Source organism: Nitrosomonas sp. sh817 (genome assembly GCF_030908545.1).
In the GTDB taxonomy this organism is placed as follows: domain Bacteria; phylum Pseudomonadota; class Gammaproteobacteria; order Burkholderiales; family Nitrosomonadaceae; genus Nitrosomonas.
In genome coordinates this window covers 801,398-825,052 of the sequence record NZ_CP133083.1, presented here as the reverse complement: position 1 = coordinate 825,052, position 23,655 = coordinate 801,398, and the positions used below count along the sequence as shown (strand labels likewise).

At 50.6% G+C, this 23,655-nt stretch carries 22 protein-coding genes, 1 tRNA gene and 1 riboswitch; of the genes, 11 read left to right on the top strand and 12 right to left on the bottom strand.

Translation table 11 applies throughout. From position 1 onward, the window contains the following. The first annotated feature begins 52 nt into the window (after positions 1–52). The gene (gene mpl, locus RBH92_RS03945) at positions 53–1,438 is read left to right on the top strand and encodes a UDP-N-acetylmuramate:L-alanyl-gamma-D-glutamyl-meso-diaminopimelate ligase (RefSeq protein WP_307933352.1); all 1,386 of its coding nucleotides are present in this window, start codon (positions 53–55) and stop codon (positions 1,436–1,438) included. Positions 1,439–1,472: 34 nt separating this feature from the next. Here mpl and RBH92_RS03940 read toward each other — a convergent pair whose 3' ends face one another. From RBH92_RS03940 to RBH92_RS03930, 3 genes are all read right to left on the bottom strand, one after another. After that, complete coding sequence (locus tag RBH92_RS03940; protein WP_292922654.1) at positions 1,473–2,000, bottom strand: adenine phosphoribosyltransferase; 528 nt, start codon at positions 1,998–2,000, stop codon at positions 1,473–1,475. Positions 2,001–2,094: 94 nt separating this feature from the next. Further along, positions 2,095–3,195 (bottom strand): copper-containing nitrite reductase, encoded by a 1,101-nt coding sequence (gene nirK, locus RBH92_RS03935; protein WP_307933351.1) that lies wholly within the window; start codon positions 3,193–3,195, stop codon positions 2,095–2,097. 261 nt (positions 3,196–3,456) lie between these two features. Continuing rightward, a complete protein-coding gene (locus RBH92_RS03930) occupies positions 3,457–3,639 on the bottom strand; it encodes a TrkA C-terminal domain-containing protein (protein ID WP_307933350.1) in 183 nt (60 codons plus the stop codon). A 113-nt stretch (positions 3,640–3,752) separates the two neighbouring features. On the opposite strand from RBH92_RS03930, the gene gshA reads away from it, so the two are divergent. After that, positions 3,753–5,060 (top strand): glutamate--cysteine ligase, encoded by a 1,308-nt coding sequence (gene gshA, locus RBH92_RS03925; protein ID WP_307933349.1) that lies wholly within the window; start codon positions 3,753–3,755, stop codon positions 5,058–5,060. Further along, the gene (gene gshB, locus RBH92_RS03920) at positions 5,057–6,022 is read left to right on the top strand and encodes a glutathione synthase (RefSeq protein ID WP_307933348.1); all 966 of its coding nucleotides are present in this window, start codon (positions 5,057–5,059) and stop codon (positions 6,020–6,022) included. Before gshA ends, gshB begins: the two co-directional genes overlap by 4 nt. A gap of 80 nt (positions 6,023–6,102) precedes the next feature. On the opposite strand, the gene RBH92_RS03915 is transcribed toward gshB, so the two are convergent. Together RBH92_RS03915 and metE are read right to left on the bottom strand one after the other, a co-directional pair. Beyond that, positions 6,103–6,846 (bottom strand): 4-aminobenzoate synthase, encoded by a 744-nt coding sequence (locus RBH92_RS03915; RefSeq protein ID WP_307933347.1) that lies wholly within the window; start codon positions 6,844–6,846, stop codon positions 6,103–6,105. Between the two features lie 71 nt (positions 6,847–6,917). Beyond that, entirely contained in the window at positions 6,918–9,212 is a 2,295-nt protein-coding gene (gene metE / locus RBH92_RS03910) for a 5-methyltetrahydropteroyltriglutamate--homocysteine S-methyltransferase (protein ID WP_307933346.1), read from the bottom strand. Between the two features lie 104 nt (positions 9,213–9,316). Between metE and RBH92_RS03905 the strand changes: the two genes are divergently transcribed. Next, complete coding sequence (locus RBH92_RS03905; RefSeq protein ID WP_307933345.1) at positions 9,317–10,234, top strand: LysR substrate-binding domain-containing protein; 918 nt, start codon at positions 9,317–9,319, stop codon at positions 10,232–10,234. A gap of 10 nt (positions 10,235–10,244) precedes the next feature. Here the strand turns inward: RBH92_RS03905 and RBH92_RS03900 are convergent, their stop codons facing one another. Continuing rightward, positions 10,245–11,564 (bottom strand): competence protein CoiA family protein, encoded by a 1,320-nt coding sequence (locus tag RBH92_RS03900; protein ID WP_307933344.1) that lies wholly within the window; start codon positions 11,562–11,564, stop codon positions 10,245–10,247. 132 nt (positions 11,565–11,696) lie between these two features. Between RBH92_RS03900 and RBH92_RS03895 the strand changes: the two genes are divergently transcribed. Further along, complete coding sequence (locus tag RBH92_RS03895; RefSeq protein ID WP_307933343.1) at positions 11,697–12,116, top strand: YqaA family protein; 420 nt, start codon at positions 11,697–11,699, stop codon at positions 12,114–12,116. 204 nt (positions 12,117–12,320) lie between these two features. Here the strand turns inward: RBH92_RS03895 and grxD are convergent, their stop codons facing one another. The 6 genes from grxD to RBH92_RS03865 form a co-directional block, all read right to left on the bottom strand. Then, positions 12,321–12,635, bottom strand: coding sequence for a Grx4 family monothiol glutaredoxin (grxD, locus tag RBH92_RS03890; RefSeq protein WP_292922675.1), 315 nt, complete (start codon positions 12,633–12,635; stop codon positions 12,321–12,323). 103 nt (positions 12,636–12,738) lie between these two features. After that, positions 12,739–13,575 carry a peptide chain release factor N(5)-glutamine methyltransferase gene (gene prmC, locus RBH92_RS03885; RefSeq protein WP_307933342.1) on the bottom strand — a complete coding sequence of 279 codons (837 nt, stop codon included), beginning with the start codon at positions 13,573–13,575 and terminating at the stop codon, positions 12,739–12,741. Positions 13,576–13,609: 34 nt separating this feature from the next. Further along, positions 13,610–14,689, bottom strand: a complete 1,080-nt coding sequence (prfA, locus tag RBH92_RS03880) for a peptide chain release factor 1 (RefSeq protein ID WP_307933341.1) — start codon at positions 14,687–14,689, stop codon at positions 13,610–13,612. Further along, positions 14,686–15,939, bottom strand: a complete 1,254-nt coding sequence (gene hemA, locus RBH92_RS03875; protein ID WP_307933340.1) for a glutamyl-tRNA reductase — start codon at positions 15,937–15,939, stop codon at positions 14,686–14,688. The genes prfA and hemA overlap by 4 nt, the downstream gene beginning before the upstream one ends. Before the next feature lie 117 nt (positions 15,940–16,056). Beyond that, the gene (locus tag RBH92_RS03870) at positions 16,057–16,527 is read right to left on the bottom strand and encodes a CreA family protein (RefSeq protein WP_307933339.1); all 471 of its coding nucleotides are present in this window, start codon (positions 16,525–16,527) and stop codon (positions 16,057–16,059) included. A gap of 352 nt (positions 16,528–16,879) precedes the next feature. Then, a tRNA-Val gene (locus tag RBH92_RS03865) sits at positions 16,880–16,956 on the bottom strand. Positions 16,957–17,102: 146 nt separating this feature from the next. Continuing rightward, positions 17,103–17,389, top strand: a riboswitch (cobalamin riboswitch). Positions 17,390–17,521: 132 nt separating this feature from the next. Between RBH92_RS03865 and btuB the strand changes: the two genes are divergently transcribed. From btuB to cobT, 6 genes are read left to right on the top strand one after another with little or no spacing between them, the layout of a single operon-like run. After that, positions 17,522–19,369, top strand: coding sequence for a TonB-dependent vitamin B12 receptor (btuB, locus tag RBH92_RS03860; RefSeq protein WP_307933338.1), 1,848 nt, complete (start codon positions 17,522–17,524; stop codon positions 19,367–19,369). Positions 19,370–19,383: 14 nt separating this feature from the next. Next, on the top strand, positions 19,384–19,962 hold the full coding sequence (locus RBH92_RS03855) for a hypothetical protein (RefSeq protein ID WP_307933337.1): 579 nt from the start codon (positions 19,384–19,386) through the stop codon (positions 19,960–19,962). 4 nt (positions 19,963–19,966) lie between these two features. Further along, entirely contained in the window at positions 19,967–20,572 is a 606-nt protein-coding gene (cobO, locus tag RBH92_RS03850; RefSeq protein ID WP_307933336.1) for a cob(I)yrinic acid a,c-diamide adenosyltransferase, read from the top strand. Between the two features lie 4 nt (positions 20,573–20,576). Beyond that, positions 20,577–22,058 (top strand): cobyric acid synthase, encoded by a 1,482-nt coding sequence (locus tag RBH92_RS03845; RefSeq protein ID WP_307933335.1) that lies wholly within the window; start codon positions 20,577–20,579, stop codon positions 22,056–22,058. Continuing rightward, a complete protein-coding gene (gene cobU / locus RBH92_RS03840; RefSeq protein WP_307933334.1) occupies positions 22,055–22,585 on the top strand; it encodes a bifunctional adenosylcobinamide kinase/adenosylcobinamide-phosphate guanylyltransferase in 531 nt (176 codons plus the stop codon). The genes RBH92_RS03845 and cobU overlap by 4 nt, the downstream gene beginning before the upstream one ends. Beyond that, the gene (gene cobT, locus RBH92_RS03835; RefSeq protein ID WP_307933333.1) at positions 22,582–23,655 is read left to right on the top strand and encodes a nicotinate-nucleotide--dimethylbenzimidazole phosphoribosyltransferase; all 1,074 of its coding nucleotides are present in this window, start codon (positions 22,582–22,584) and stop codon (positions 23,653–23,655) included. Before cobU ends, cobT begins: the two co-directional genes overlap by 4 nt.

Sequence of the window (23,655 nt, the reverse complement as noted above, 5' to 3'; positions counted from 1 at the left end):
TCCATAATCGTATTTTCCACTTCTTGCAATTATTCTGACAAAAAAACTGAGCATGCACATTCATATTCTTGGAATCTGCGGTACTTTCATGGGCGGCATTGCCGCCATTGCACGCGAATCCGGACATACCGTCACCGGTTGCGATCAGGATGTTTATCCGCCGATGAGCACACAGCTTGAATCGCAAGGTATTCAATTGATCGCGGGCTATACACCCGAGCAAGTTGAAATCCGGCCGGATATCTTCGTGATCGGTAACGTGATTACGCGCGGCAATCCGCTTATGGAGGAAATTCTCAACAGGAATTTACCGTACATTTCAGGTCCGCAGTGGTTATCGGAAAATATCCTCAGAAACCGTTGGGTGCTCGCAGTTGCAGGCACGCATGGCAAAACCACGACCAGTTCCATGCTGGCGTGGATCTTGCAGTATGCCGGTTTAAATCCGGGATTTCTGATCGGCGGCATCCCGGAAAATTTCGGCATATCGGCACGCATTGGCAGCCTGCCGCTGTCTGCCGGTCAGGCCGGTTCGAATACTGCTGAAGTTTCACCGTTTTTTGTCATCGAGGCCGACGAATACGACACCGCGTTCTTTGATAAACGTTCAAAATTTGTTCACTATCACCCCCGGACAGCCATTTTAAACAACCTTGAACTCGATCATGCCGACATTTTCCCGGATATCGAGGCGATTAAAAGGCAGTTTCATCATCTTGTGCGGATTATTCCCAATAACGGCTTGATCGCCGCCAACGGCACAGACAGCAATCTGAAACATGTGTTGGAACAAGGATGCTGGACGCCGGTTGAGTACTTCGGCATTGAATCCGGCTGGCATACGCGATTGCGCGGAAATGACACCGGGATCTATCTGGGTGACAGCAATCAAGGATCCCTGCAATGGGATTTGCTGGGCGAGCACAACCGGATGAATGCGCTTGCAGCACTGATCGCTGCTCGGCATGCAGGAGTATCGGTGAATATCGGGCTCGAAGCGTTAGCACAATTCAGAAACGTGAAACGCCGCATGGAAGTGCGAGGTACGGTTAACGGCGTCACGGTTTATGACGATTTCGCGCATCACCCGACTGCCATCCAAACAACCCTGGACGGCTTGAGAACGCACGTTAATCAGGAAAGAATCATCGCCGTGCTGGAACCGCGCTCAAACACGATGAAGATGGGTGTGTGGAAGGATCAACTCGCAACCAGTCTGCAAACCGCCGATCATGTTTTTTGCTTTACGCGGGATTCGCAATGGGCAATAGCCGCAATGACGGCATTAAAAAAGAAAGCGCATTGTCACGATGATTTGAATCAGCTCATCCAAGCCATTACAGCCATCGCACGGCCGGGCGATCATATTTTGATTATGAGCAACGGCGGGTTTGGCGGCATTCATGACAAATTACTGACGGCTTTGCAGCAAGCTTGAGATCGCGTGAATTCCCGGCACACACTTCCGACCATTAACCACCGGCGAACTCACACAGCGCGAACACTGTATGGCCGAGATTCTCCAAGCGCTGCCGCCCGCCGACATCGGGTAAGTCGATCACGAAACAGCACTCAACCACGATGCCGCCCATGTCCTGGATCAATCCGGCAGCGGCTTCCGCAGTTCCGCCTGTGGCAATCAAGTCATCCACCAGCAACACGCGATCCCCCGGCTGTATCGCATCAACATGAATCTCAATCCGGTCACTGCCATATTCCAATTGATAATCCCGTCCAATCGTTTTCGCGGGTAATTTGTTTTGCTTTCGAACCGGTATAAACCCTTTGCCTAACTGATAAGCAACCGGCGCGCCGATAATAAAACCGCGCGATTCGATACCGGCTACCTTATCAATCGCTGCAGCCTCATAACGATGTGCAATTTCCTGGATCGTCGTGCGCAACCCGAGCGGGTCTTTCAATAAAGTCGTAATATCACGGAACATAATGCCGTGATGCGGATAATGCGGAACTGTCCGGATATGCGATTTGATCGACATGGCACAATTAAAGAATAAGGGTATAAAAACAAAAGGCCTCAACCTGAACTGGTTGAGGCCTTTATAATGACTGTAAGTTACACTAAATCAAGTCTTAGTGGTCCATTGCAGCTTTTGCATCAAAGCTGGCTGGTTTTTTAACTTGCGTCATGATGTCATCATCCCATTTGCCCTCAACATTCATATGAGCGGCAGCACCCAGTAATACCGCTTCAATCAGGTTATGACTGAGGTATACATGCAAACCAGGTTGATGGAATTGATAGGCTGCAGCAACTGCGGCACCTGCTGGCACGAACCAGGTTTCTTGGCTGGTCAGCGGTACGTCGCTGAATGAACCGCCTACCCAATACAGATCACCGTGTCCACCGATCAAGTGCGGATAGGAAGGACGGTTAGCTTGAGAGTGGATAAACAGAACTTTTTCGCCTACATTAGCTTTCAGCGCGTTATCGCCGGTAATTGCACCAACAGCGCCGTTAAACACTACGTGAGTTGGGATAAGTCCTTTAGCAACTTCGAGCATATCAGCCATGCCTTCAGCTGGTGAGCCGTATTCTTTGAATTTGCCGCTGCTGTCTTTTGGCAGGTAGAAATCTTGTTCACCGATGTAGTATGCACGGTCATAACGATATGGTTTGCCTTTTTCGTCTTTCAGGCCACCTTTTGGCAATACCATAATCGCGCCGCTCATGCCAGAAATAACGTGGAACGGAATCATGGTTCCACCAGGAGCGCAGTGATAAACGAATACGCCTGGTTTAATTGCTTTCCAACGCAGTACAACTTCTTCACCCGGTTGCACCAATGTCAAACCTGCGCCGCCCAATGCGCCGGTAGCAGCATGGAAGTCTACGTTATGCGCTAAAGTGCTTGATTTTGGATTTTTCAATGTCAATTCAACATAATCGCCTTCATGAACAACGATTAGCGGACCAGGAACGCTGCCATTGAAAGTTAACGCCCATACTTTTGCACCTGGAGCAACTTCGATCAGTTTCTCAACGGTTTCCATGGTTACTTCAACAACTTTAGGACCTTTTGAAACTTGCTCGTGCGCTGGTACATTTGGCGGAGCCACCAGTTCTTGTTTTACACGCGGTAATTTAGAAATGTCTGTAGCAGCAACAACCGTTTGTGTTGCGGCAAAACAGAGCAATCCTAAACCAACAATTGCTTGAACAGCTTTAATCATATATCCCTCCATATAAGATGAACTTTGCGCCTCATTTTTGCGCCATTCTAATTTATTGATGCAATCGTTGATTGCCCAACACCTGCCCTTCAAAAAGAGCAAAGGGCGGAACCGCGAATATACACTTTCTTCACGGTACTGTCCATTCTTAAATACTGTAAATGTCTGAAATCTTTTCACAAAAAGTCACAATGTCAACAGGGATTTGTTATCTTTGATTTCATTTTTCCTACTTAATATATTGTCTAATCTTGTAATAATTTAATTTTCCGCAGCCGCGAGATTTTCTTGCGTTCCTCCAAGCACAATTACATCCCCCGATTCCAATCGCGTCTCATTCGTCGGCAGCGGCATCGTAACCGCCAACAACCGGGGAAAAATTCTTTCATTGACGCTTTTCATCCAGCCCGAACCATAATAAACAGACTGCAATGGATCAAACATGGTAAGAATGGCTCATGGAGAGTAAAGGCGTAAAGATATTGCAGGATCGGGCCGGCCACAATCGACGCAAAACAAGATGCTATAATGAAAGCCTATTAATTATCCTGATCACCATGCCGGTACCTCATCTTTCCACAGCGCTACGCGGACCTATCCTGGAATTAGAAAATCGTATCATCAATGCCATGCCGACCATTGAACACTGGCTGCGCAAGAAATGGCGTGAACATGCGATTCCTTTTTATTGTTCGGTCGATTTGCGCAACAGCGGATTCAAGCTTGCGCCCGTCGATACCAATTTATACCCCGGCGGCTTTAACAATCTCAACCCGGAATTTTTTCCGCTTTGTGTGCAAGCCATGATGAGCGCAATTGAGAAAATTTGCCCGGAAACCCACAGCATCTTATTGATTCCGGAAAACCATACGCGCAATGTTTTTTACTTGCAAAACGTCGCAACCTTGCAAAATATCATGCAGCGCGCCGGACTGAATGTACGCATCGGCACACTGCTGCCCGAAGTGACAAAAGCCACCGCTTTCGATCTGCCGGATGGCCGATCGATCATTCTGGAACCGGTCGTGCGCAAAGACAATAAACTGGGCACCAAAGACTTCGATCCTTGCGCCGTATTGCTCAACAATGATTTATCAAACGGCATCCCCGGCATCTTGCAAGGATTACAGCAAACCGTCATTCCACCGTTGCACGCCGGCTGGTCAACCCGCAAGAAATCCAATCACTTCGCTGCGTATGACCGGATCGCTCAGGAATTTGCCGATTTGATCGGCATCGATCCTTGGTTGATCAATCCGCGCTTTACTTCTTGCGGTGAAATCAATTTCATGGAGAAACAAGGTGTTGAATGCGTCGCAGCAGCGATTGACCGGATTTTGTCGGTCATCCGGAAAAAATACCAACACTACGGCGTCGAAGAAGACCCGTTCGTCATCGTCAAAGCGGACTCCGGCACCTACGGCATGGGCATCATGACGGTTAAAAGCGGCGAGGATATCTACAGCCTCAATCGCAAGCAACGCAATAAAATGGCAGTTGTTAAGGAAGGCATGCAAGTGTCGCATGTACTGGTGCAAGAAGGCGTGTATACCTTTGAAACGATTAACCAGGCAGTGGCGGAGCCCGTCGTTTACATGATTGATCGCTATGTCGTCGGCGGCTTTTACCGGGTTCATACGGGACGCGGCATCGATGAAAACTTGAACGCGCCGGGCATGCATTTTGTACCGCTGGCATTTGAAACTTCGTGCCTGGAAGCCGATGCCGCACACCCCAACATCATCCCGAACCGCTTTTATGCCTATGGCGTAGTCGCGCGTCTCGCCTTACTGGCCGCGGCACTCGAACTGGAACAAACCGATCCGGACAAACATCCCCATCAATCCGCACCCGTGCCGGCATGAAACTCGCGTTCATCATTGATCAACTGGATTCGATCAAAACCGCCAAGGATTCCAGTTATGCAATGATCTGCGAAGCAATTGCCAGGGGATATTTGATTGATGTGATTTACCAGCACGATATCGCATTGATCAATAATACCGTAACCGGCTTTTCACGCGCACTGACGTTATCCGATACCCCGCAAACCAATGGCCATTGGTACCGGACCGGCGATCCGGTCGCAACACCGTTGCATGCTTTTGATGCGGTATTGATGCGCAAAGACCCGCCCTTCGATCTGGAATATGTCTACAGCACCTACTTGCTGGAATTGGCGGAGTCCCAAGGTGCTTGGGTTATCAATAGCCCCAAGGCCATCCGCGATCACAACGAGAAGCTCGCCATTGCTCAATTCCCGCAATTTACCACACCGACATTGGTCACCAGCCAGCCTCGCCTGATCCGGGATTTTTTGGATGAACACCAGGATATTATCCTCAAGCCGCTCGACGGCATGGGCGGCGCCAGTGTGTTCCGGGTTCATAGCACCGACCATAATCTCAGCGTCATCATCGAAACGTTGACGCACTACGGCACCCGCACCATCATGGCGCAGCGCTTTATCCCCGAAATCACGCAAGGCGACAAACGCATTTTGTTGATCGCCGGTCAAGCGGCTCCACATGCGCTGGCGCGCATCCCCAAACCCGGTGAAACGCGCGGCAACCTGGCCGCCGGCGGCACCGGCGTAGCGCAACCGCTGTCACAACGCGACCGGGAAATCGCCGCATCACTCGGCCCGGAACTCGCCCGGCGAGGCTTGATGCTGGTCGGTCTTGACGTGATTGGCGATTATCTGACGGAAATCAATGTCACCAGTCCGACCGGCATGCAGGAAATCACCCAGCAAACAGGGTTTAACGTGGCGGGAATGATGATCGACGCGATTGAATCGGGGTTCAAGAAACGCGGTATTGATTAAACTCAGGAAGGATTGCTGATTGCGGTAAGTCCGGTATCAACGACACCGGACTTACCAAAAATTGTAAAAGTATTTCTTGCTTAATGAACGGTTGCTGCCGCTTTTTCTTCGCAAATCAGATTGCTGCAATAGGTTTCATGGATACCGTCGAGGAAGCCCCACAGCGCATCGCACGCTTCTTTGGTTGCCGCCAGCACTTCAGCTTGTTTTTCCGGGGTATCGGCAAAGCGCTCGATGATTGCCCATTCGGCTTGCGAGTGATAAATATCGGCTTGTTGATGAACCGAGAAGAATTCGTAATCTTCCGGATTATCCATGCCATAGAATTTGGCGAGGCCGTCGATTTTCACTGCAGCAATATCGGGCACTTGCGACTCAAACGCGTGCAATGCGGCCAAACCAGCATAGAATGGGCGATTCAGGCAAATATCGCGGAATGTGTTGACCAAATTCTCGGTGGACGGTAATGCATCTGTATTCGCCAGGATCTGATCGTTCGCGCCTAATGCAAACGCGAAATTCTTCCACAATGCCGGGTGATTTTTGTCGCCGTGTTCTTCATCGATCAGATTTTTCAACACTTCCTGGCGCACGCTGATGTCGCCGCTATTGGTTTCTGAGTGAATGTGCGGAGTGTTGAAATGCACCGCGCTCAGGTAGGTCGGTTCCGCCAGCACGTTATAAAAATACTGCTCGGCGTAGTGACGCAGTTGTTCCTTGGTCAATTTGCCTTCGGTCCAAGCGATATAAAATGGATGTTTTAGCAGATGTTTCTCGCTGATAATGGCACTGATTTTTTGTTTGAGCAGGGTATTGGTTGTCATGATTACTCCTTATAAACCGTGATGGATAAAGATGCTGCATATCATCGCTAAATAACACCGGCAAGTCAAATTTAGCTGGCTTGCGCCGCAAACTGATCCGCTAACTGCCGGCTGGCGGCGATCATGTTGCTGAGCGCCGGTTTCACTTCTTCCCACGTGCGGGTTTTCAATCCGCAATCCGGGTTCACCCACAACCGTTCGGGCGGTATCCGCCGCGCGGCTTTTCCCAGCAATTGCACGATCGAATCGACCGCCGGAATATTGGGTGAATGAATATCGTACACGCCCGGTCCGATTTCATTCGGATATTGGAAGCGATCGAAAGCATCGAGCAATTCCATATCCGAACGGGAAGTTTCAATGGTAATGACATCCGCGTCCATACGCGCAATCGCTTCAATGATGTCATTGAATTCAGAATAGCACATATGCGTGTGAATTTGGGTTTGGTCGGCAACGCCGTTAGCGGCGATGCGGAATGCCCGGATCGCCCAATCCAGATAGTTATTCCATTGCGATTTCCGGAGTGGCAAACCTTCCCGCAACGCTGCTTCGTCGATCTGAATCATGCGGATACCGGCTTGTTCCAGCGCCAATACTTCGTCGCGAATCGCCAGCGCCAATTGCAGGCAGGTTTCCGAACGCGGCTGATCATCGCGCACAAACGACCAATTCAGCATTGTCACCGGCCCGGTCAGCATGCCTTTCATCGGCTTGCTGGTTAAGGATTGCGCGTATTGAATCCACTCTGTGGTAATCGGCTGCGCATGCTTAACATCGCCAAAAATGACCGGCGGTTTGACGCAACGCGAACCGTACGACTGTACCCAGCCGAATTCAGTAAATGCGAAGCCGTCCAAATGTTCGCCGAAATATTCCACCATATCATTGCGTTCGGGTTCGCCGTGCACCAGCACATCCAATCCTAGCGCCTCCTGCTCACGCACGCAATGTTCGATTTCTTGTTGCATCGCCCGGCGGTAATCCGCTTGCGCCAGTTGACCGGCACGGAAATCGCGGCGCGTTTGGCGGATTCGCTGAGTTTGCGGAAACGATCCGATGGTGGTGGTCGGAAACAATGGCAACCTGAACCGCTCCCGCTGCACGATTGCTCGTTGATGATACGGCGAGCGGCGGTTACCCAGCGCATTGGTAACTTCCTGCAAACGCGCTTTGACCGGCAGCTGATGCACTCGGCTCGATTGCCAGCGGCTGACGATCGCAGCCTGATTGTTCCGCAACATGCCCGCAACGCTTTCCCGGCCATGATTCAGCGCTTTTGCCAATATCGCTACCTCATGCAGTTTTTGCACCGCGAACGCCAGCCACGAATGGATCTCACGATCCAGCTTGGTCTCGCTCGCGGCATCGACCGGAACATGCAGCAACGAACACGACGGCGCCAGCCACAACCGGTCTTGTAAGCGATCGTGCACCGGTTCCAGCCAATCCAACGTCGCGGTCAGATCGGTTTTCCAGATATTGCGGCCATTGACTATGCCCAATGACAGAGTTTTATGCGCCGGCAGCCAGTCGATCACTTTGGCGACTTCATCGTGCGCCGAAACAGCATCCAGATGTAACCCCGCGACCGGCAATTCGCACGCCAATTGCAGATTGTCTTGCAGCTGCCCGAAATAGGTCGTCAACAGCAATTTCACCGGCGTGGTTTGCAGTTGATAATACGCTTGCCGCAATGCGTGTTTCCACGGTTCCGGCAGCTCCATCACCAGCACCGGTTCGTCGATCTGCACCCAGTCGATACCGGCGCTTTTGAGTTCGTTCAGCAATTGCGCATAAACCGCCAGCAATTCTTCGAGCAGCTCGAGCTTGCCGCTGCCGTCCTTGGATTTACCCAGCCACAAATAACTGACCGGCCCCAGAATCACCGGCTTGACCTGCGAATGAACCGCTTGCGCTTGCCGGATTTGTTCAAGCAAGCGGTTAGCATTCAACGCGAAGCGCGTTTCACTGGAAAATTCGGGCACGATGTAATGATAATTGGTATCGAACCATTTCGTCATTTCACCGGCGTGAACGCAGCCGCAGGCGGATTTATCGGCGGGCGAGCGGCCTCTGGCGACGCGAAAATAGCTGTCCAATTCGCTGCCAGCTAAAACCGCAACCCGCTCAGGAACGTTGCCGAGCATGAAACTGGTATCCAGCACATGATCGTATAATGAAAAATCCCCGGCCGGGATCCAATCCAGCTGCGATTGATCCTGCCAATGCTGCTGCCTAAGCGTATCCGCCGTTTCCAATAAAGCGTGTTCGGTTTGCTCCCCTTTCCAGTATTTTTCCAATGCAAATTTTAATTCGCGGTTTCTTCCGATCCGCGGAAATCCAAGGTTATGTGTCGTTACCATTGTTTCATCACCATTCGAAGTTATTCAAAGTGACGCTATTGTATGAAGGGTGATTAATAAATAATAATGATAAGTTTCAAACCTCCAATAAGGTTTCCTCATACATGATCGAACATAGCCACCTGAAAATCATCCAGGCGCTGCACGCCAACGGTACTTTGACCGAAGCCGCGAATGCGTTGTGCCTCAGCCAACCGGCGCTATCCCATCAAATCAGCTATCTGGAAAAGAAACTCGGCATCGCGCTGTGGGAACGCGAAGGCCGCAATTTGCGCTTGACGCAAGCCGGGCTGCTGTTATTGGAAACCGCCAATCAAGTGTTGCCGGTAATCGCACAAACGGAAAAGATGCTCGAAGCCTACCGCGAAGGCAAGCAAGGCATCCTGCGTATCGGCGTGGAATGCTACCCCTGCTTTGAATGGCTCACCGGCATGATCGGCCAGTACATGCGGCAAATGCCCGGCATCGATGTCGACATCGTGCAGAAATTTCAATTTTCGGGATTGGAAGGCTTACTGAATCATCACATCGACGTACTGATCACCCCCGACTTGGTGCGCAAAGACAGCATCGAATACGAAATCCTCGCGGAATATCAGTTAGTCCTGCTGGCAGCGCCCGGCCATCCGCTGGCCGATTTACAACAAATAACACCGGAGCTTTTAAGCAAGGAAACGCTGCTGACTTTCCCAGTGCCGTTGGAGCGGCTGGACATCCTCACGCATTTCCTCACCCCCGCGCACCTAGAACCGGAAAAACTGAAACCCATCGAATCGCTGGAAATCATGCTGCAAATGACCGCGCTCAACCGCGGCGTGTGCGTGCTGCCGGAATGGCTCGCCGACATCAAGAACAAAGACTTGAATCTCAAAAAAGTCCAAATCGGTGATCTAGGTCTTTTTCAGAAATTGTATCTGGCGATGCGGGAGGCGGATAACGCAGTTTCTTATATCCGTGAGTTTATTGAAGTTGGGCGCAAAACGGCTGAAAGTTCCTCAGTACAACTTATAGAAAAAGTATAAAAACACATCTTCAGAAGTAAATATACTCCAATAATTTCTTGGATTTTGCATGCGGTTGAGGAATTGGGCCTCCTTTATACTTTCCTTCATAAAAATCACTGACTCGCTTTTTCCATTTCCCACTGCGCTGCGAATGCGGATCAATTTTCAGTCGATCCAATGTCTGAACCAAGTAAGGAAAGAAACTCGGGTAATGATCATGTATCAAGTTGAGCACTTCAACCACATTTGTATATTTTGTCCCTATCGGTTGCTCCAGTTTTTTACTTTCGATACCACAAATAAGAGCTGCCCATCCTTTTAAAAACTTCTCTCTATCAACAATCGGTTGCTTATCATCATAAAATTCTTGAATGGATTTCTCCAATAAATCATAAGCATCATCTAAGTATCTAGCTTGGACTTCAGCACATAAAACCTTGTGATTGGTGATAAATTGCTCTTTCTCAATATCAAAATAAGTTGCAGTTTGAGAATCAACATTTAACGATAGCGAAGAGAATGGAACCAGCTCAAAGTATTCCTTTTGAACAATCTTAAGCCGCCATTTTCCATCAGTTTCACACTTAAATGGCTCAACTTCCGGTCGCTGTGTATAAATCCTGAAATAGGCACAACTTTTTGTTTCTGAGAGGATTGCACATTCTTCATCAACCAAAAACAAATGTTGACCATTTGAACAAAAGTTATCGGCATGCAGCGTACGCCAATCTTTTTCCTTCAGGCGATCGTAGATCCATATTAGCAAGGTTTCTTGTTTGCGGTAGAAATTGGTTCTTTCTGCAACCACTTGTGGATACGTGTTGGATACTTGCACTTCAAAGACTATCTGTTGCATATTCCATTTTGAAGCGACATCAGGCTTTCTCCAACCATCAGAAAAACTAGTCCATCTTTTCTCTATCTCTGGTTCTGAAAACCTGGGATCAGATCGCAATACTCTCACTGTAAGCTCTTTAGTTTTGATATGTCGCAAGCCTTCACGTTGACCATGATAGCGAATCCGATCGCGCTCTTCGGAAGATATCATTCGATTTTGCTGATAGATGCATTTAGCTTTTTCGGAAGCAATCTTTTCTCTGTGCACAAAATAGTGGCCACCGTGCGCATGCTTACGCAAATAAACACCATGGCCACAATAAAAACACGAAAATTTTTCACTAATTTCTTGCCGAATTTTAGGGCGGAGAGAATGAATTTGTTTTTCAGTTTGAGTCACTATCCAATCTCTAACCTCAATAATCTCACCATCAGAGGCACGGCGCACCATTTCCACTTGCAATGTATCTGTACTCTTAGCTAGATCAGTTGAATTAAAGCGGATATCCATGGATTCTTAGCCTAGTGAGGTAGGCTGCAAAGTTACAAAAATTCTCTTTAATGCGAGCAAATATTAGAACTTCATTATCTCGCAGAATATCCAGATAAACTACCACCCTTTTACCTTTCTTAAATAGTACATATGGATGAACAATCAAGCCTGCTGGCGTTATTCACTAGCAGTTTTTTAGCCGCCACCTTGCTTCCCGGCGGATCGGAGGCGGTATTGGTGGGGGTTCTGCTGGCCTACCCCGATTTGCATTGGCCAGCGCTAACCTTGGCAACGATCGGCAATACCCTGGGCGGCATGAGTTCGTATCTGATCGGCCGGTTGCTGCCGGATGAAAAAGCGTTGCATGAAAAACTGGGTGGCAAAACACGCGGATTGGAATGGGTGCGGCAACATGGCACACCGGTTTTGCTGCTATCGTGGGCGCCGCTGATCGGCGATATCTTATGCGTGGCAGCCGGGTGGTTGCGCGCCAATTGGTTGTGGGCGCTGCTGTTTATTGCGGTGGGGAAATTTGCCCGTTATTGGGTGATTGCTGCTGCGGTGAATTAAGCGGTGCTTCGATCCGGTTTATTTGCTGAATAAACCGGATCGAAGCTGATAGTTACATTGAGACCTTTGCACGGTTACTACGCGGCACGATAATTGCGTTAAAAATTCGCGAAAAATGCTCATTTACCCCGTTGTAAACTCCGCTTGTTCGCAAATTTTTGCCTTATTCTCGTACCGCTCATGACACCGTGCAAAGGTCTCACATTATTCCTGATTCTCAAACAGTCTCTGCAACTCACCATTTTCGTACATTTCGGAAACGATATCCGAGCCGCCGATGAATTCGCCATTGACATATAACTGCGGAATCGTCGGCCAGTTTGAATAATCCTTGATACCCTGACGGATTTCAGGATCTTCCAGAACATTGACTGTAAAAACATTATCAATGCCGCAAGCCTTCAAAATATTCACTGCGTTTGCGGAAAAGCCGCATTGCGGTTGTTCCGGCGTGCCTTTCATGTACAGTACGACCGGATGTGTGGTTACTTGTTGTTCAATTAAATCTTCAACATTCATGGTGTTAATTCTCCAATAGATCGTTCCAAAAGTTTATTACAGATACCAGGTTCAGAGTTTCTCAAGCGTCATTCGTTGTTGCACTGATCACGCCATATATAGCTCACATTGAAAAATTCAACTGCCCGCCGCTGACGCGCATTATGCCAGCCAAGTCAGGCTTGGAACAAATATTATTGAATCCCGCTCGCTGCAGTAATTCCCTGCAAGCTTCCGCTTGATCATAACCATGTTCCAGGAGTAACCAGCCATTGGCAGCCAGATGGCGGGGCGCGGCCGCGATAATCTGATTAATACAAGCTAAACCATCATCGCCAGCCGATAAAGCCAATGCCGGTTCAAACCGCAAATCACCTTGTTGCAAGTGTGGATCACGTGCGGCGACATACGGCGGATTTGAAACAATCAGATCAAATTTCTCTCCGGAAAGTTCATCGAACCAATTCCCGGCCACAAATTCCAGATTGGTTACACCCAGCGTCTTGGCATTCCGCTGCGCAACGACGATAGCATCCGGCGATAAATCCACCGCAACGGCATGCGATTGAGGACGATGCTTGGCAAGGGTAATGGCGATCGCGCCGCTGCCGGTTCCCAGATCCAGGATTCGCCCAGTTTGTTCCTCCGGGATTTGCTGCAGCGCCCATTCGACCAGCAGTTCGGTTTCAGGCCGGGGAATGAGAACCGCTTCCGTGACTTGAAAAGTCAAGTCGTAAAACGGCCGCTCGCCGGTCAAGTAGGCCACCGGTATTCCCTTCGCGCGCTTCTGGATCAATTGCGAGAATGTTGCCGATTGCGGCCCGGTCAACAGGTGCTCGGGATGCGTCAGCAGAAAGGCGTGATTGGCATGCAACACATACTCCAGCAACAGCCGCGCGTCCACCGGGTCAATCGACCGGCAGGCGGCCGCTAATGCTTGTGCAATGGTTTCGTGCTGCATCGAAGAAAGAACCGGACCGGCAATCAGGCGGCAACTACTCCTGTACCGATGCCGCCAGCAATTCCGCTTGATGTTCCGCCACCAGCGCCGAGCAAAGTTCATCGATATCGCCGTCCATGATCTGATCCATTTTATAAAGCGTCAGATTGATGCGATGATCGGTTATCCGGCCTTGCGGAAAATTGTAGGTGCGAATCCGTTCCGACCGCTCCCCGGTTCCCACCAGGGATTTCCGCGTCGCCGCCTGCTCCGCATGTTGCGCGCGCATTTGCTTGTCGTGAATCCGCGCAGCCAGCACGCTCAGCGCTTGCGCTTTATTTTTGTGTTGCGAACGGCCATCCTGGCATTCCACCACGATACCGGTCGGCAAATGCGTCACGCGCACGGCGGAATCGGTTTTGTTAATGTGCTGGCCGCCCGCGCCGGAAGCACGGAAAGTATCGATACGCAATTCCGCGGGATTCAGCACCACTTCGCTGACTTCATCGGCCTCCGGCATCACCGCCACGGTGCAAGTCGATGTATGCACGCGTCCCTGCGTTTCAGTTACAGGAACCCGCTGCACGCGATGACCGCCGGATTCGAATTTCAATCGAGAATACGCGCCTTGGCCAATGATTTTGGCAATGATCTCTTTGTAACCGCCGATATCCGACAAACTCTGCGAAATGATTTCCACTTGCCAGCCTCTTCTTTCCGCATAGCGGGAATACATCCGGAACAAGTTACCGGCAAACAGCGCCGATTCATCGCCGCCGGTTCCGGCGCGGATTTCCAGAAAAATATTGCGTTCATCGTTGGGGTCTTTCGGCAGTAGCTGTTTTTGAATTTCAGCTTCGATTTTAACGAGTTTTTCTTTCCCGGCCTGGATTTCAGTTTCGGCAAACGCCCGCATCTCGAGATCGGCATGCATCTCCCTCGCCGTTTGTATGTCTTGCTCGCATTGTTGATACTCGCGGTACAGTTCCACAATCGGAACGATTTCCGAATGTTCGCGGGTCAGTTTGCGATAGTTGTCCAGATCCGCGGTTGCAGACTCGCTACTCAATACCTGGTTTAGTTCGTCCAAGCGCACACTCAAGCGAGTGAGCCGGTCCGTGATGTTTTTATTCATTGCGGGCGATGCAGTTGGTATAGCCGGTTAATCAATCCGACTAATTCCTCTCGTTCATCTGTCGTGGCGTGATTCAGCACACTGGAAGGCATGTGCAAGAATTTATTGGTAAGGCTGTTACTTAATGCTTCAATAACTTTATCGGGATCTTCTCCCTTTTCAAGCAATCTTTTGGCACGGGCCAGTTCGTGACGGCGAAATCGTTCGCCCTGGTCGCGCAATGCACGAATCGTCGGCACGACTTCGCGAGTGGCAAACCACCGCATGAAATCGACAACATTCGAATCAATGATCGTTTCCGCCTGCGCGACGGCATTCTGGCGTGAATCCAACCCTTCCTTGACGATCTCGGCCAAGTCGTCCACATAATAAAGAAACACGTCGTCCAATTCAGCCACTTCGGATTCCACATCGCGCGGCACCGCCAGATCGACGATGAATATCGGGCGATGCTTGCGGATTTTGATGGCGCGTTCGACCATACCCTTACCCAGAATCGGCAGCGGGCTTGCCGTGCAGGTTACGACAATATCGTGCAGCGCCAATTGCTCCGGCAAGTCACTGAGCGTAATTGCTTGCGCATTAAACCGGCTGGCCAATGCCTCAGCGCGCTCCGTGGTACGGTTGGCTACGGTTATTTTTTTGGGACTCCTCGCGGCAAAATGACTGGCGCATAACTCGATCATTTCCCCTGCGCCGATAAATAACACACGTTGCTCGTTGATCTCGCCGAAGATCCGTTCGGCCAGGCGCGCTGCCGCCGCAGCCATCGAAACGGAATTGGCGCCGATCTCGGTTGAGGTCCGGACTTCCTTGGCGACATAAAAGGTGCGTTGAAAAAGCTTGTGCAGCAGCAAACCCAATGTGCCGGCATGCTCCGCGGATTTCACCGCACTCTTTAACTGCCCGAGTATTTGGGGCTCTCCCAATACCATGGAATCCAGACCGCTGGCTACGCGGAAGGCATGCTTGACGGCCTGTTCGCGCGGCAGCTTGTACAAGTAAGGATCCAGATCGCGCGTCGGCAAATGATGAAAGTCGGCAAGCCAAACAACCGCTTCCTCCGGTTTATCGGTGCAACAATAAACTTCCGTGCGGTTACAAGTGGAGACGATCGCGGCTTCTTTGATCGGATTGCGTCCGATGAGATCGCGCAACGCATGCTCCATCGTATTTTCGGGAAATGTTACCTGCTCGCGCACATCTAGCGGCGCAGTGTTGTGATTGATGCCGAAAGCAAATAACTGCATGAATGTTATTGTTAACTATCGAAAACTAATGGTAAGAAATAACCGCTAATTATAATAGTAGGAACTCTTTATTACCATCGTTCAAAAAAATTATTTAACGCCACCGATACCGGAACATTAATGCCAAGGCGTAACCGGAATGATGGAAATGCTGTTTTTAGGCGACCCTTCAATAATCCGGTCGCTATAGGTTAAATAAACCAGCACGTTGCGTTTGGGATCGTAAAACCGGACGACCTGCAGCGTTTTAAATAACAGCGATGTGTTTTTCTTGAAAACTTCCTTACCATCCTCGTCGCCATTTTTTACTTTCTCCGGTAAAGAAATCGGACCGATCTGACGGCAAGCGATCGACGCGTCCGATGTGTCTTCGGCAACGCCAACTGAACCGCTAATCCCACCAGTTTTTGCCCGGCTTAAATAACAGGTTGCTCCGGGAATCTGCGGGTCATCAAATGCTTCAATGACAATCTTATCGTTCGCGCCGAGCATTTTAAACTTGGTCGAGACGCTCCCGATTTGTTCCGCCCATAAAATATTGGATAACATCATCGCAACCAGGAACAACCCAAATTTCAAAGAATTCATTTTTTTCTCCATCAAAGCGATCAATAGATTCTTATTTCAGCTTCAGAAATTTTTTTAAAAAGTGTGAACTGTCGGCGCTAACGATTCCGGCCAACGCTTATTGCCTAAAATCACCATGATGCCATTGAGTGCCGGCACAGCAGTTAGTTTCATATCGAATCCTACAACAATACCGCGTAATTTGGAATGTAATTTATAAATCAACAACTTCAATTCTATTCCAATTATCGCCGGCATTCGGACATGAGCTTCACTATTGACTTGAAAAAACCGGTAATAATCATAGAGAGATTCCGGCTAAAAGATTGGTTGCCGCACGGCAATAAGAAGGGAAAACGGATTATCAGTATATTGGTAGGCGCGATTGGATTCGAACCAACGACCCCCACCATGTCAAGGTGATGCTCTAACCAACTGAGCTACGCGCCTAAAAAACGGATTCTAACCGAAACAGGTAAGCGCCACAAATAATATTGCAAATAGTTAAGCAAAACAATTTATCCATAAGCAACGAGAAAAGTGCGGCGCTTGATTCGGCCAATTCCGGCTTGACACCCAACTTTGATTTCTGTAGCCTGCGCCAACTTACCTCAGGTGCCTTCAATTTTCTTTTTTTGAAGGTTAAACGGGAAGCTGGTGCGCATCAGTCAAATGATCGAGCAAAGCCAGCACTGCCCCCGCAACGGTAAATGAGCAGAGGTCAGCTTGTAACAAGTCTTTTTTGCAGAACAGCGCATCAAATTTATCTTCTCAAGCAACCTCGAATATCTGCATAGTGCCACTGTGTTCGACACGGGAAGGCGCAGATAAGGGTGTCATTCCACTCATCAGTCCGGAGACCGGCCCGAAGTAAACTCACAACGGTATTGCGGAGGGCAATATGCGGCGGTCGAGCGGTTCTTGTTCGCGAACGGCGCATCTGACCTAGCCGGTTCCTTCTGCATCCCAATTTTAGAATTCGACAACGCGCGGGTGTGCGCGAAGGAATCAGATCATGCAGAAACGCCTTTTAACGGCGATACCGGCGCTATGGTTAGGCGCCATCCCTCATAGCTTAGCCAGTAGTATCGAACATCAGGAAAAACCGGTCATCGTCACCGCGACACGGACAGCGCAAACAGCGGACACTGCATTGGCTTCGGTAACGGTCATTTCACGAAAAGACATCGAGCGGCAACAAGCACGCTCGGTGCAAGATTTACTCCGCGGTGTTGCCGGAATCAGCATTTCAAATAGCGGCGGCATGGGCAAATCGTCGTTTGTGTTCATGCGCGGCACCGAGTCCGATCATGTATTGGTGCTGGTCGACAACATCAAAGTTGGTTCGGCCACTTCCGGTACCACGGCGTTTGAGAACATTCCCATTGATCAAATCGAACGCGTCGAAATCGTGCGCGGACCACGTTCCAGTTTGTATGGCTCCGAAGCAATCGGCGGGGTGATTCATATCATCACCCGCAAGGGAACCGGCAGCGGCTTCCGGCAACACTTGAACTTCGGCGGCGGCAGCTTCGGCACATTCGAGGGTGCAACCGGTATGTCATATAATGGCACGCAAGGCTGGCTGAATCTGACCGCCAGCGGCATCGGCACCCAAGGCTTCAACGCTTGCAACGGCACCAGCAGCGCCGGGTGTTTTGTCGATTCATCCGACCCCGCATTGTTCGATCGCGATGGCTATCGGAATGTTGCGGGCAGCATGCGCGGTGGCTACCGTTTTCAAAATGGCTTGGAAATCGAAACCAATTTCATGCAATCCACCGGAAAAGCGTACTATGATGGCAGTTTCGCCAATAAAACCGTGCTAATGCAGCAAGTTGTCGGCGGCACCATCCGTTACGCGCCGGTTGCATTCTGGAATTTCAATTTGATCGCGGGCAGCAGCCGGGAAGACAGTGACAATTTTTTGGGAACCGCTTTTCAGTCCCGGTTCAATACCACGCGAGATAACGTTTCGGTTTTAAATACTTTCACTGTCGCAAAAGACCAGCAGCTTACGCTGGGCATGGATTATCAGCGCGATCATATCAACAGCACCGAAGCCTACACGGTAATGTCACGCACCAATTGGGGGGTATTCGCGCAGCATCAAGCCAATATCGCCGCACATAACTTGCAATTTTCGATCCGGCATGACGATAATCAACAATTCGGCAGCCGTGTTACCGGCAACGCCGGATGGAGTTATCCGCTATCCGACAAATTTTTATTGATCGCCAACTTCGGCAGCGCTTTCAAGGCGCCGACATTCAATGAGTTATATTTTCCCGGCTTCAGCAACCCTAATCTCAAACCCGAAGACTCTCTCAGCTATGAATTCGGCACGCGCGGCCATGCTAACTGGGGCAACTGGTCGATCAATGCGTATGAAACACGTATCGACAATTTGATCGCGTACGATGCGAGAATATTCGCGCCGAACAATATCGAGCAAGCTCGTATCCGCGGCATTGAAGGGATATTGTCTACACAAATCATGGCATGGCAAGTCAATACCCATTTGACGCTGATGGAACCGGTCGATCGCGGATCGGGATCCGATCGCGGAAATATATTGCCGCGACGTGCCGAGCAATCGTTCAGGCTGGATTTGAACCGCGAATTCGGTAAATATGCCGTCGGCGGCATGCTGCTGGTGGAAGGTCAACGCTACGATGACTTGGCCAATACGCGAAAACTGGATGCATACGCGAAGTTGGATTTGCGCGCAGAATATCAGTTCGCGCCAAAATGGCGCTTGCAAGGCCGCATCGACAACGTATCCGACGAACACTATGAAACCGCGGCGTTTTATAATCAAGCCGGGCGAAGCTTTTTTGCCATGGTCCGTTATCAACCCTAGAAGGAGTAATACCTATGCTGACATTATCCACTCGCAACCAGATCGCTATCGGATTGTTACTTGCAGCGCTGATGATAGCGACACGCAGCCATCATTTCGCCACCGTCCATAACCTAGCCGATGCATCCTGGGCGATTTTCTTCCTTGCCGGAATCTACTTACGATCTGCTTGGACATTACCGGCGTTCTTTGCGTTGGGCTGGGGCTTAGACATTTCTGCCACTACCTGGGGCGGAGTCAGTGATTATTGCATGACGCCTGCTTATCTATTCATGCTGCCGGCATATGCTTCATTATGGTTGGCCGGGCGCTGGTTTGCACAACATTATCAATTCAGCTGGAGCACCCTGGTGCCATTGTTTATCAGCGCATCCACAGGGTTAATACTGTGCGGATTATTTTCCAGCGGCGGATTCTATTTCTTCTCCGGCCGTATCGCAGAAACCAGCTTCGCAGAATTCGGCGAGCAATTGCTGAAATATTTTCCAATGTATATCGAAACATTCGTTTTCTATTCTGCTATAGCCATCGGAGTACACGTGTTATTTACAGCTGTTCATCAGCTTAATTCGCGCAACACCACAACCGGTTAAACTGATGACTGATTCCGAACGCGCAGAGCGTTATCGCGTGCGCATGCAACGCAAAAAAGAGGTCATTGACGCCGCCATCGCACGCGCCGATCGCAAACAGGGATTACTGTTGGTACTCACTGGTAACGGAAAAGGCAAATCCAGCTCGGCATTCGGTATGATGGCGCGCGCGTTAGGCCATGGTATGCGCGTGGGTGTCGCGCAATTCATCAAAGGCCGCTCAGATACCGGTGAAGAAGCGTTTTTCCGCAAACAGGAAAACGTGGTTTGGCATGTCCTAGGAGAGGGATTCACTTGGGATACACAGAATCTTGAGCACGATACCGAAACCGCGCGCCTTGGCTGGGAGGTAGTGCAAACCATGTTGCGCGATCCGTCATTTGACTTGATTGTGCTCGATGAATTGACCTACCCGCTCAAATTCGGCTGGCTTGATCTGCAACAAGTGCTGGGCGATCTGAAAAGCCGTCCGCCGATGCAGCATGTCGTCATCACCGGCCGCGGCGCGCCCGAAGCGCTATGCGATGCCGCCGACACCGTTACCGAAATGACCGACATCAAACACGCGTTCCGTGCCGGCATCCAGGCGCAATCAGGTATCGATCTGTAATATCATGAATGCGCAAACACTGATGATTCAGGGCACCACGTCCGATGCCGGCAAAAGCATGCTGGTAACCGCACTTTGCCGCTGGCTGGCACGACAAAGCGTGCGTGTCGCACCGTTCAAACCGCAAAATATGGCGCTCAACAGTGTCGTCACCGCCGATGGCGGGGAAATCGGCCGGGCTCAGGCGGTACAGGCGTTGGCCGCCGGATTGGCGCCGCATACCGATATGAATCCGGTATTGCTGAAACCTACTTCGGACAAGAATGCACAGATCATCATTCACGGTCATGCCATCGCCAACATGGATGCATGCAACTTTCATGACTATAAATCGAAGGCGCTTGGTGCGGTGCTTGATTCGCATACAAGACTCTGCGGGCAATACGACAAAATTATCGCCGAAGGCGCCGGTTCACCTGCTGAAATCAATCTGCGCGCCAATGACATAGCGAATATGGGCTTTGCCGAAGCGGTCGACTGCCCGGTTGTTCTCATTGCCGATATCGATCGTGGCGGTGTATTTGCGCATCTGGCAGGCACATTGGCATTATTGAGCGAAAGCGAACAAGCGCGTATCCAAGGGTTTGTCATCAATCGTTTCCGTGGCGATAAAGCATTGCTTGATTCCGGATTGGATTGGCTGGAGCAATATACCGGCAAGCCGGTGTTGGGTGTTATTCCTTACTTGCAGGGTTTACACCTTGAAGCCGAAGATGCTTTACCTTGTGCTAATGTTTCAAAAGCATCCTCGGAGCAGAAACATTTCCGGGTTATTGTTCCGGCACTGCCGCGTATCAGCAATCATACCGATTTCGATCCGTTGCGTTTGCAGCCGCACGTTCATTTGCAGTTCATCGGTCCCGGCGACACCATCCCGCCAGCGGATTTGATCATTCTACCCGGTTCTAAAAGCGTCCGCGCAGATCTCAATTGGTTACGCCAACAGGGCTGGGAGCCAGCAATCCATCGTCATTTACGCTATGGCGGGAAGTTGATAGGTATTTGCGGCGGTTTTCAAATGCTTGGGAAATTGATTCATGATCCTGATGGCTATGAAGGTGATGCAGGCAGCTCAGCAGGGTTCGCCTGCTTTGATATGGAGACAACGCTGAAAGCCGATAAAATACTCCGCAACATTCAGGGACGATTCGCTGCGAGCGAAGTTGCCATGACTGGCTACGAGATTCATGCGGGGGTCTCCACGTTTCATGCGCATTATCAACCAGTGTTCCACTTAGCGCACGGAAATGATGGCGCTATCAGCGGCGATGGATTGATACTGGGAACCTATCTGCATGGCATTTTTGAATCACCCCTTGCCTGTAATGAACTATTAACCTGGGCCGGTTTTAAAAATACATGCATTGCTTTTGATTACCACGCGGTGCGCGATGCTCAGATAAATCGATTAGCGGATTGTGTGGATCAATATCTGGATACTGCGCGTTTATATCACATGCTCAACTTGCCTTCGTGTACTCCATGAGCGCGACAAAAACATTGATCCTAGGTGGTGTACGGTCGGGTAAAAGCCGCCTGGCAGAGCGTTTGGCAACAGCCAGCGGATTGCCGGTCACCTATATCGCAACTGCGACTGCCGGAGATGACGAAATGCGCGCAAGAGTTGCCGCGCACCGGGCGCGGCGGCCAGATCACTGGCAGGTCGTGGAAGAGCCACTGCAACTCGCTTCGGCATTGACTCAACACGCAACTGAAACACGCTGTCTATTAATCGATTGCCTGACACTCTGGACGACGAATCTGCTGATCCACCCAGATCCGTTACGAATCGACATTGAACACAGCGCTTTTCTGGATGTACTCGCCCGCGTATCGGGGCCGCTCATTTTAGTCAGCAACGAAACCAACATGGGAATCACACCTTTGGGTGAATTAAGCCGGCGCTATTGCGATGAAGCGGGTCGGCTACATCAGGATTTAGCAAAAGTCTGCGATCAGGTGGTCCTGACTGTCGCCGGTCTGCCGCTGGTTTTGAAAGGAAAACCGTTATGACTCGGCTGCTCACACCCGCATGGCTGCGGGAACCTGTCTGCTCTCTCAACGAAACAACATGCCATCAAGCGCTACAGCGCCAGATGCAACTCACCAAGCCGCCCGGTGCGCTGGGCCTCCTGGAAACTGCGGCAATTCAGCTTGCTGCTATGCAGCATACCGTTAAACCCTGCGCCGATCGCGTGCATATCAGTATTTTCGCTGCCGATCACGGTATTGCTAACGAAGGCGTTTCCGCATTCCCGCAAGCGGTTACCGGTGAAATGATCCGCAATTTCTCACGAGGCGGCGCGGCAATCAGTGTGTTGGCCAAAGCAATTGGCGCGACGTTGGAAGTCGTCAATCTCGGCACGGTCAACGATGTCGAAGCCCTGCCTGGCGTCATCCATCGCCGGCTTGGCTCAGGCACTGCCAATTTTTTGCACGCCCCGGCCATGACGGAGCAGCAATTATCCGCAGCTCTGACCGCCGGCTTCGATGCAATCGAGCGAGCACAGCAGCACTCTGTCGACATCTTTATCGGCGGTGAAATGGGTATCGGCAATACTACCAGCGCGACAGCGCTGGCCTGTGCTTTGTTGAATCGTGACTCGCAAGCGCTGACCGGCTCAGGCACCGGCCTTACTGCCGCGCAAATTGCGCATAAAGCAGCCGTTATCGCCCAAGCGCTGTCTTATCATCGCGCGCAGATTGATTCGCCGCTGGATGCGTTACGCCGCCTAGGCGGTTTTGAAATTGCCGCACTGACCGGCGCCTATCTCCGCGGCGCGCAAATCGGATTGCCGCTGCTGATCGATGGTTTTATCAGCTCGGTCGCTGCTCTGGCAGCGGAATCAATCGTTCCAGGCTGCAAAGATTGGTTTATTTTTTCGCACCGGTCAGCCGAACCCGGTCATCGCATCGTGCTTCAGGCATTCGATGCGACACCGCTGCTCGCTATTGAGATGCGGCTCGGCGAAGCCAGCGGCGCAGCAACAGCGCTACCTTTGCTGCGCCTGGCTTGCAACCTGCACAACGGCATGGCGACTTTCGCCGAAGCGCAAGTATCAGGTCAACAGTTTGCGGAGTAA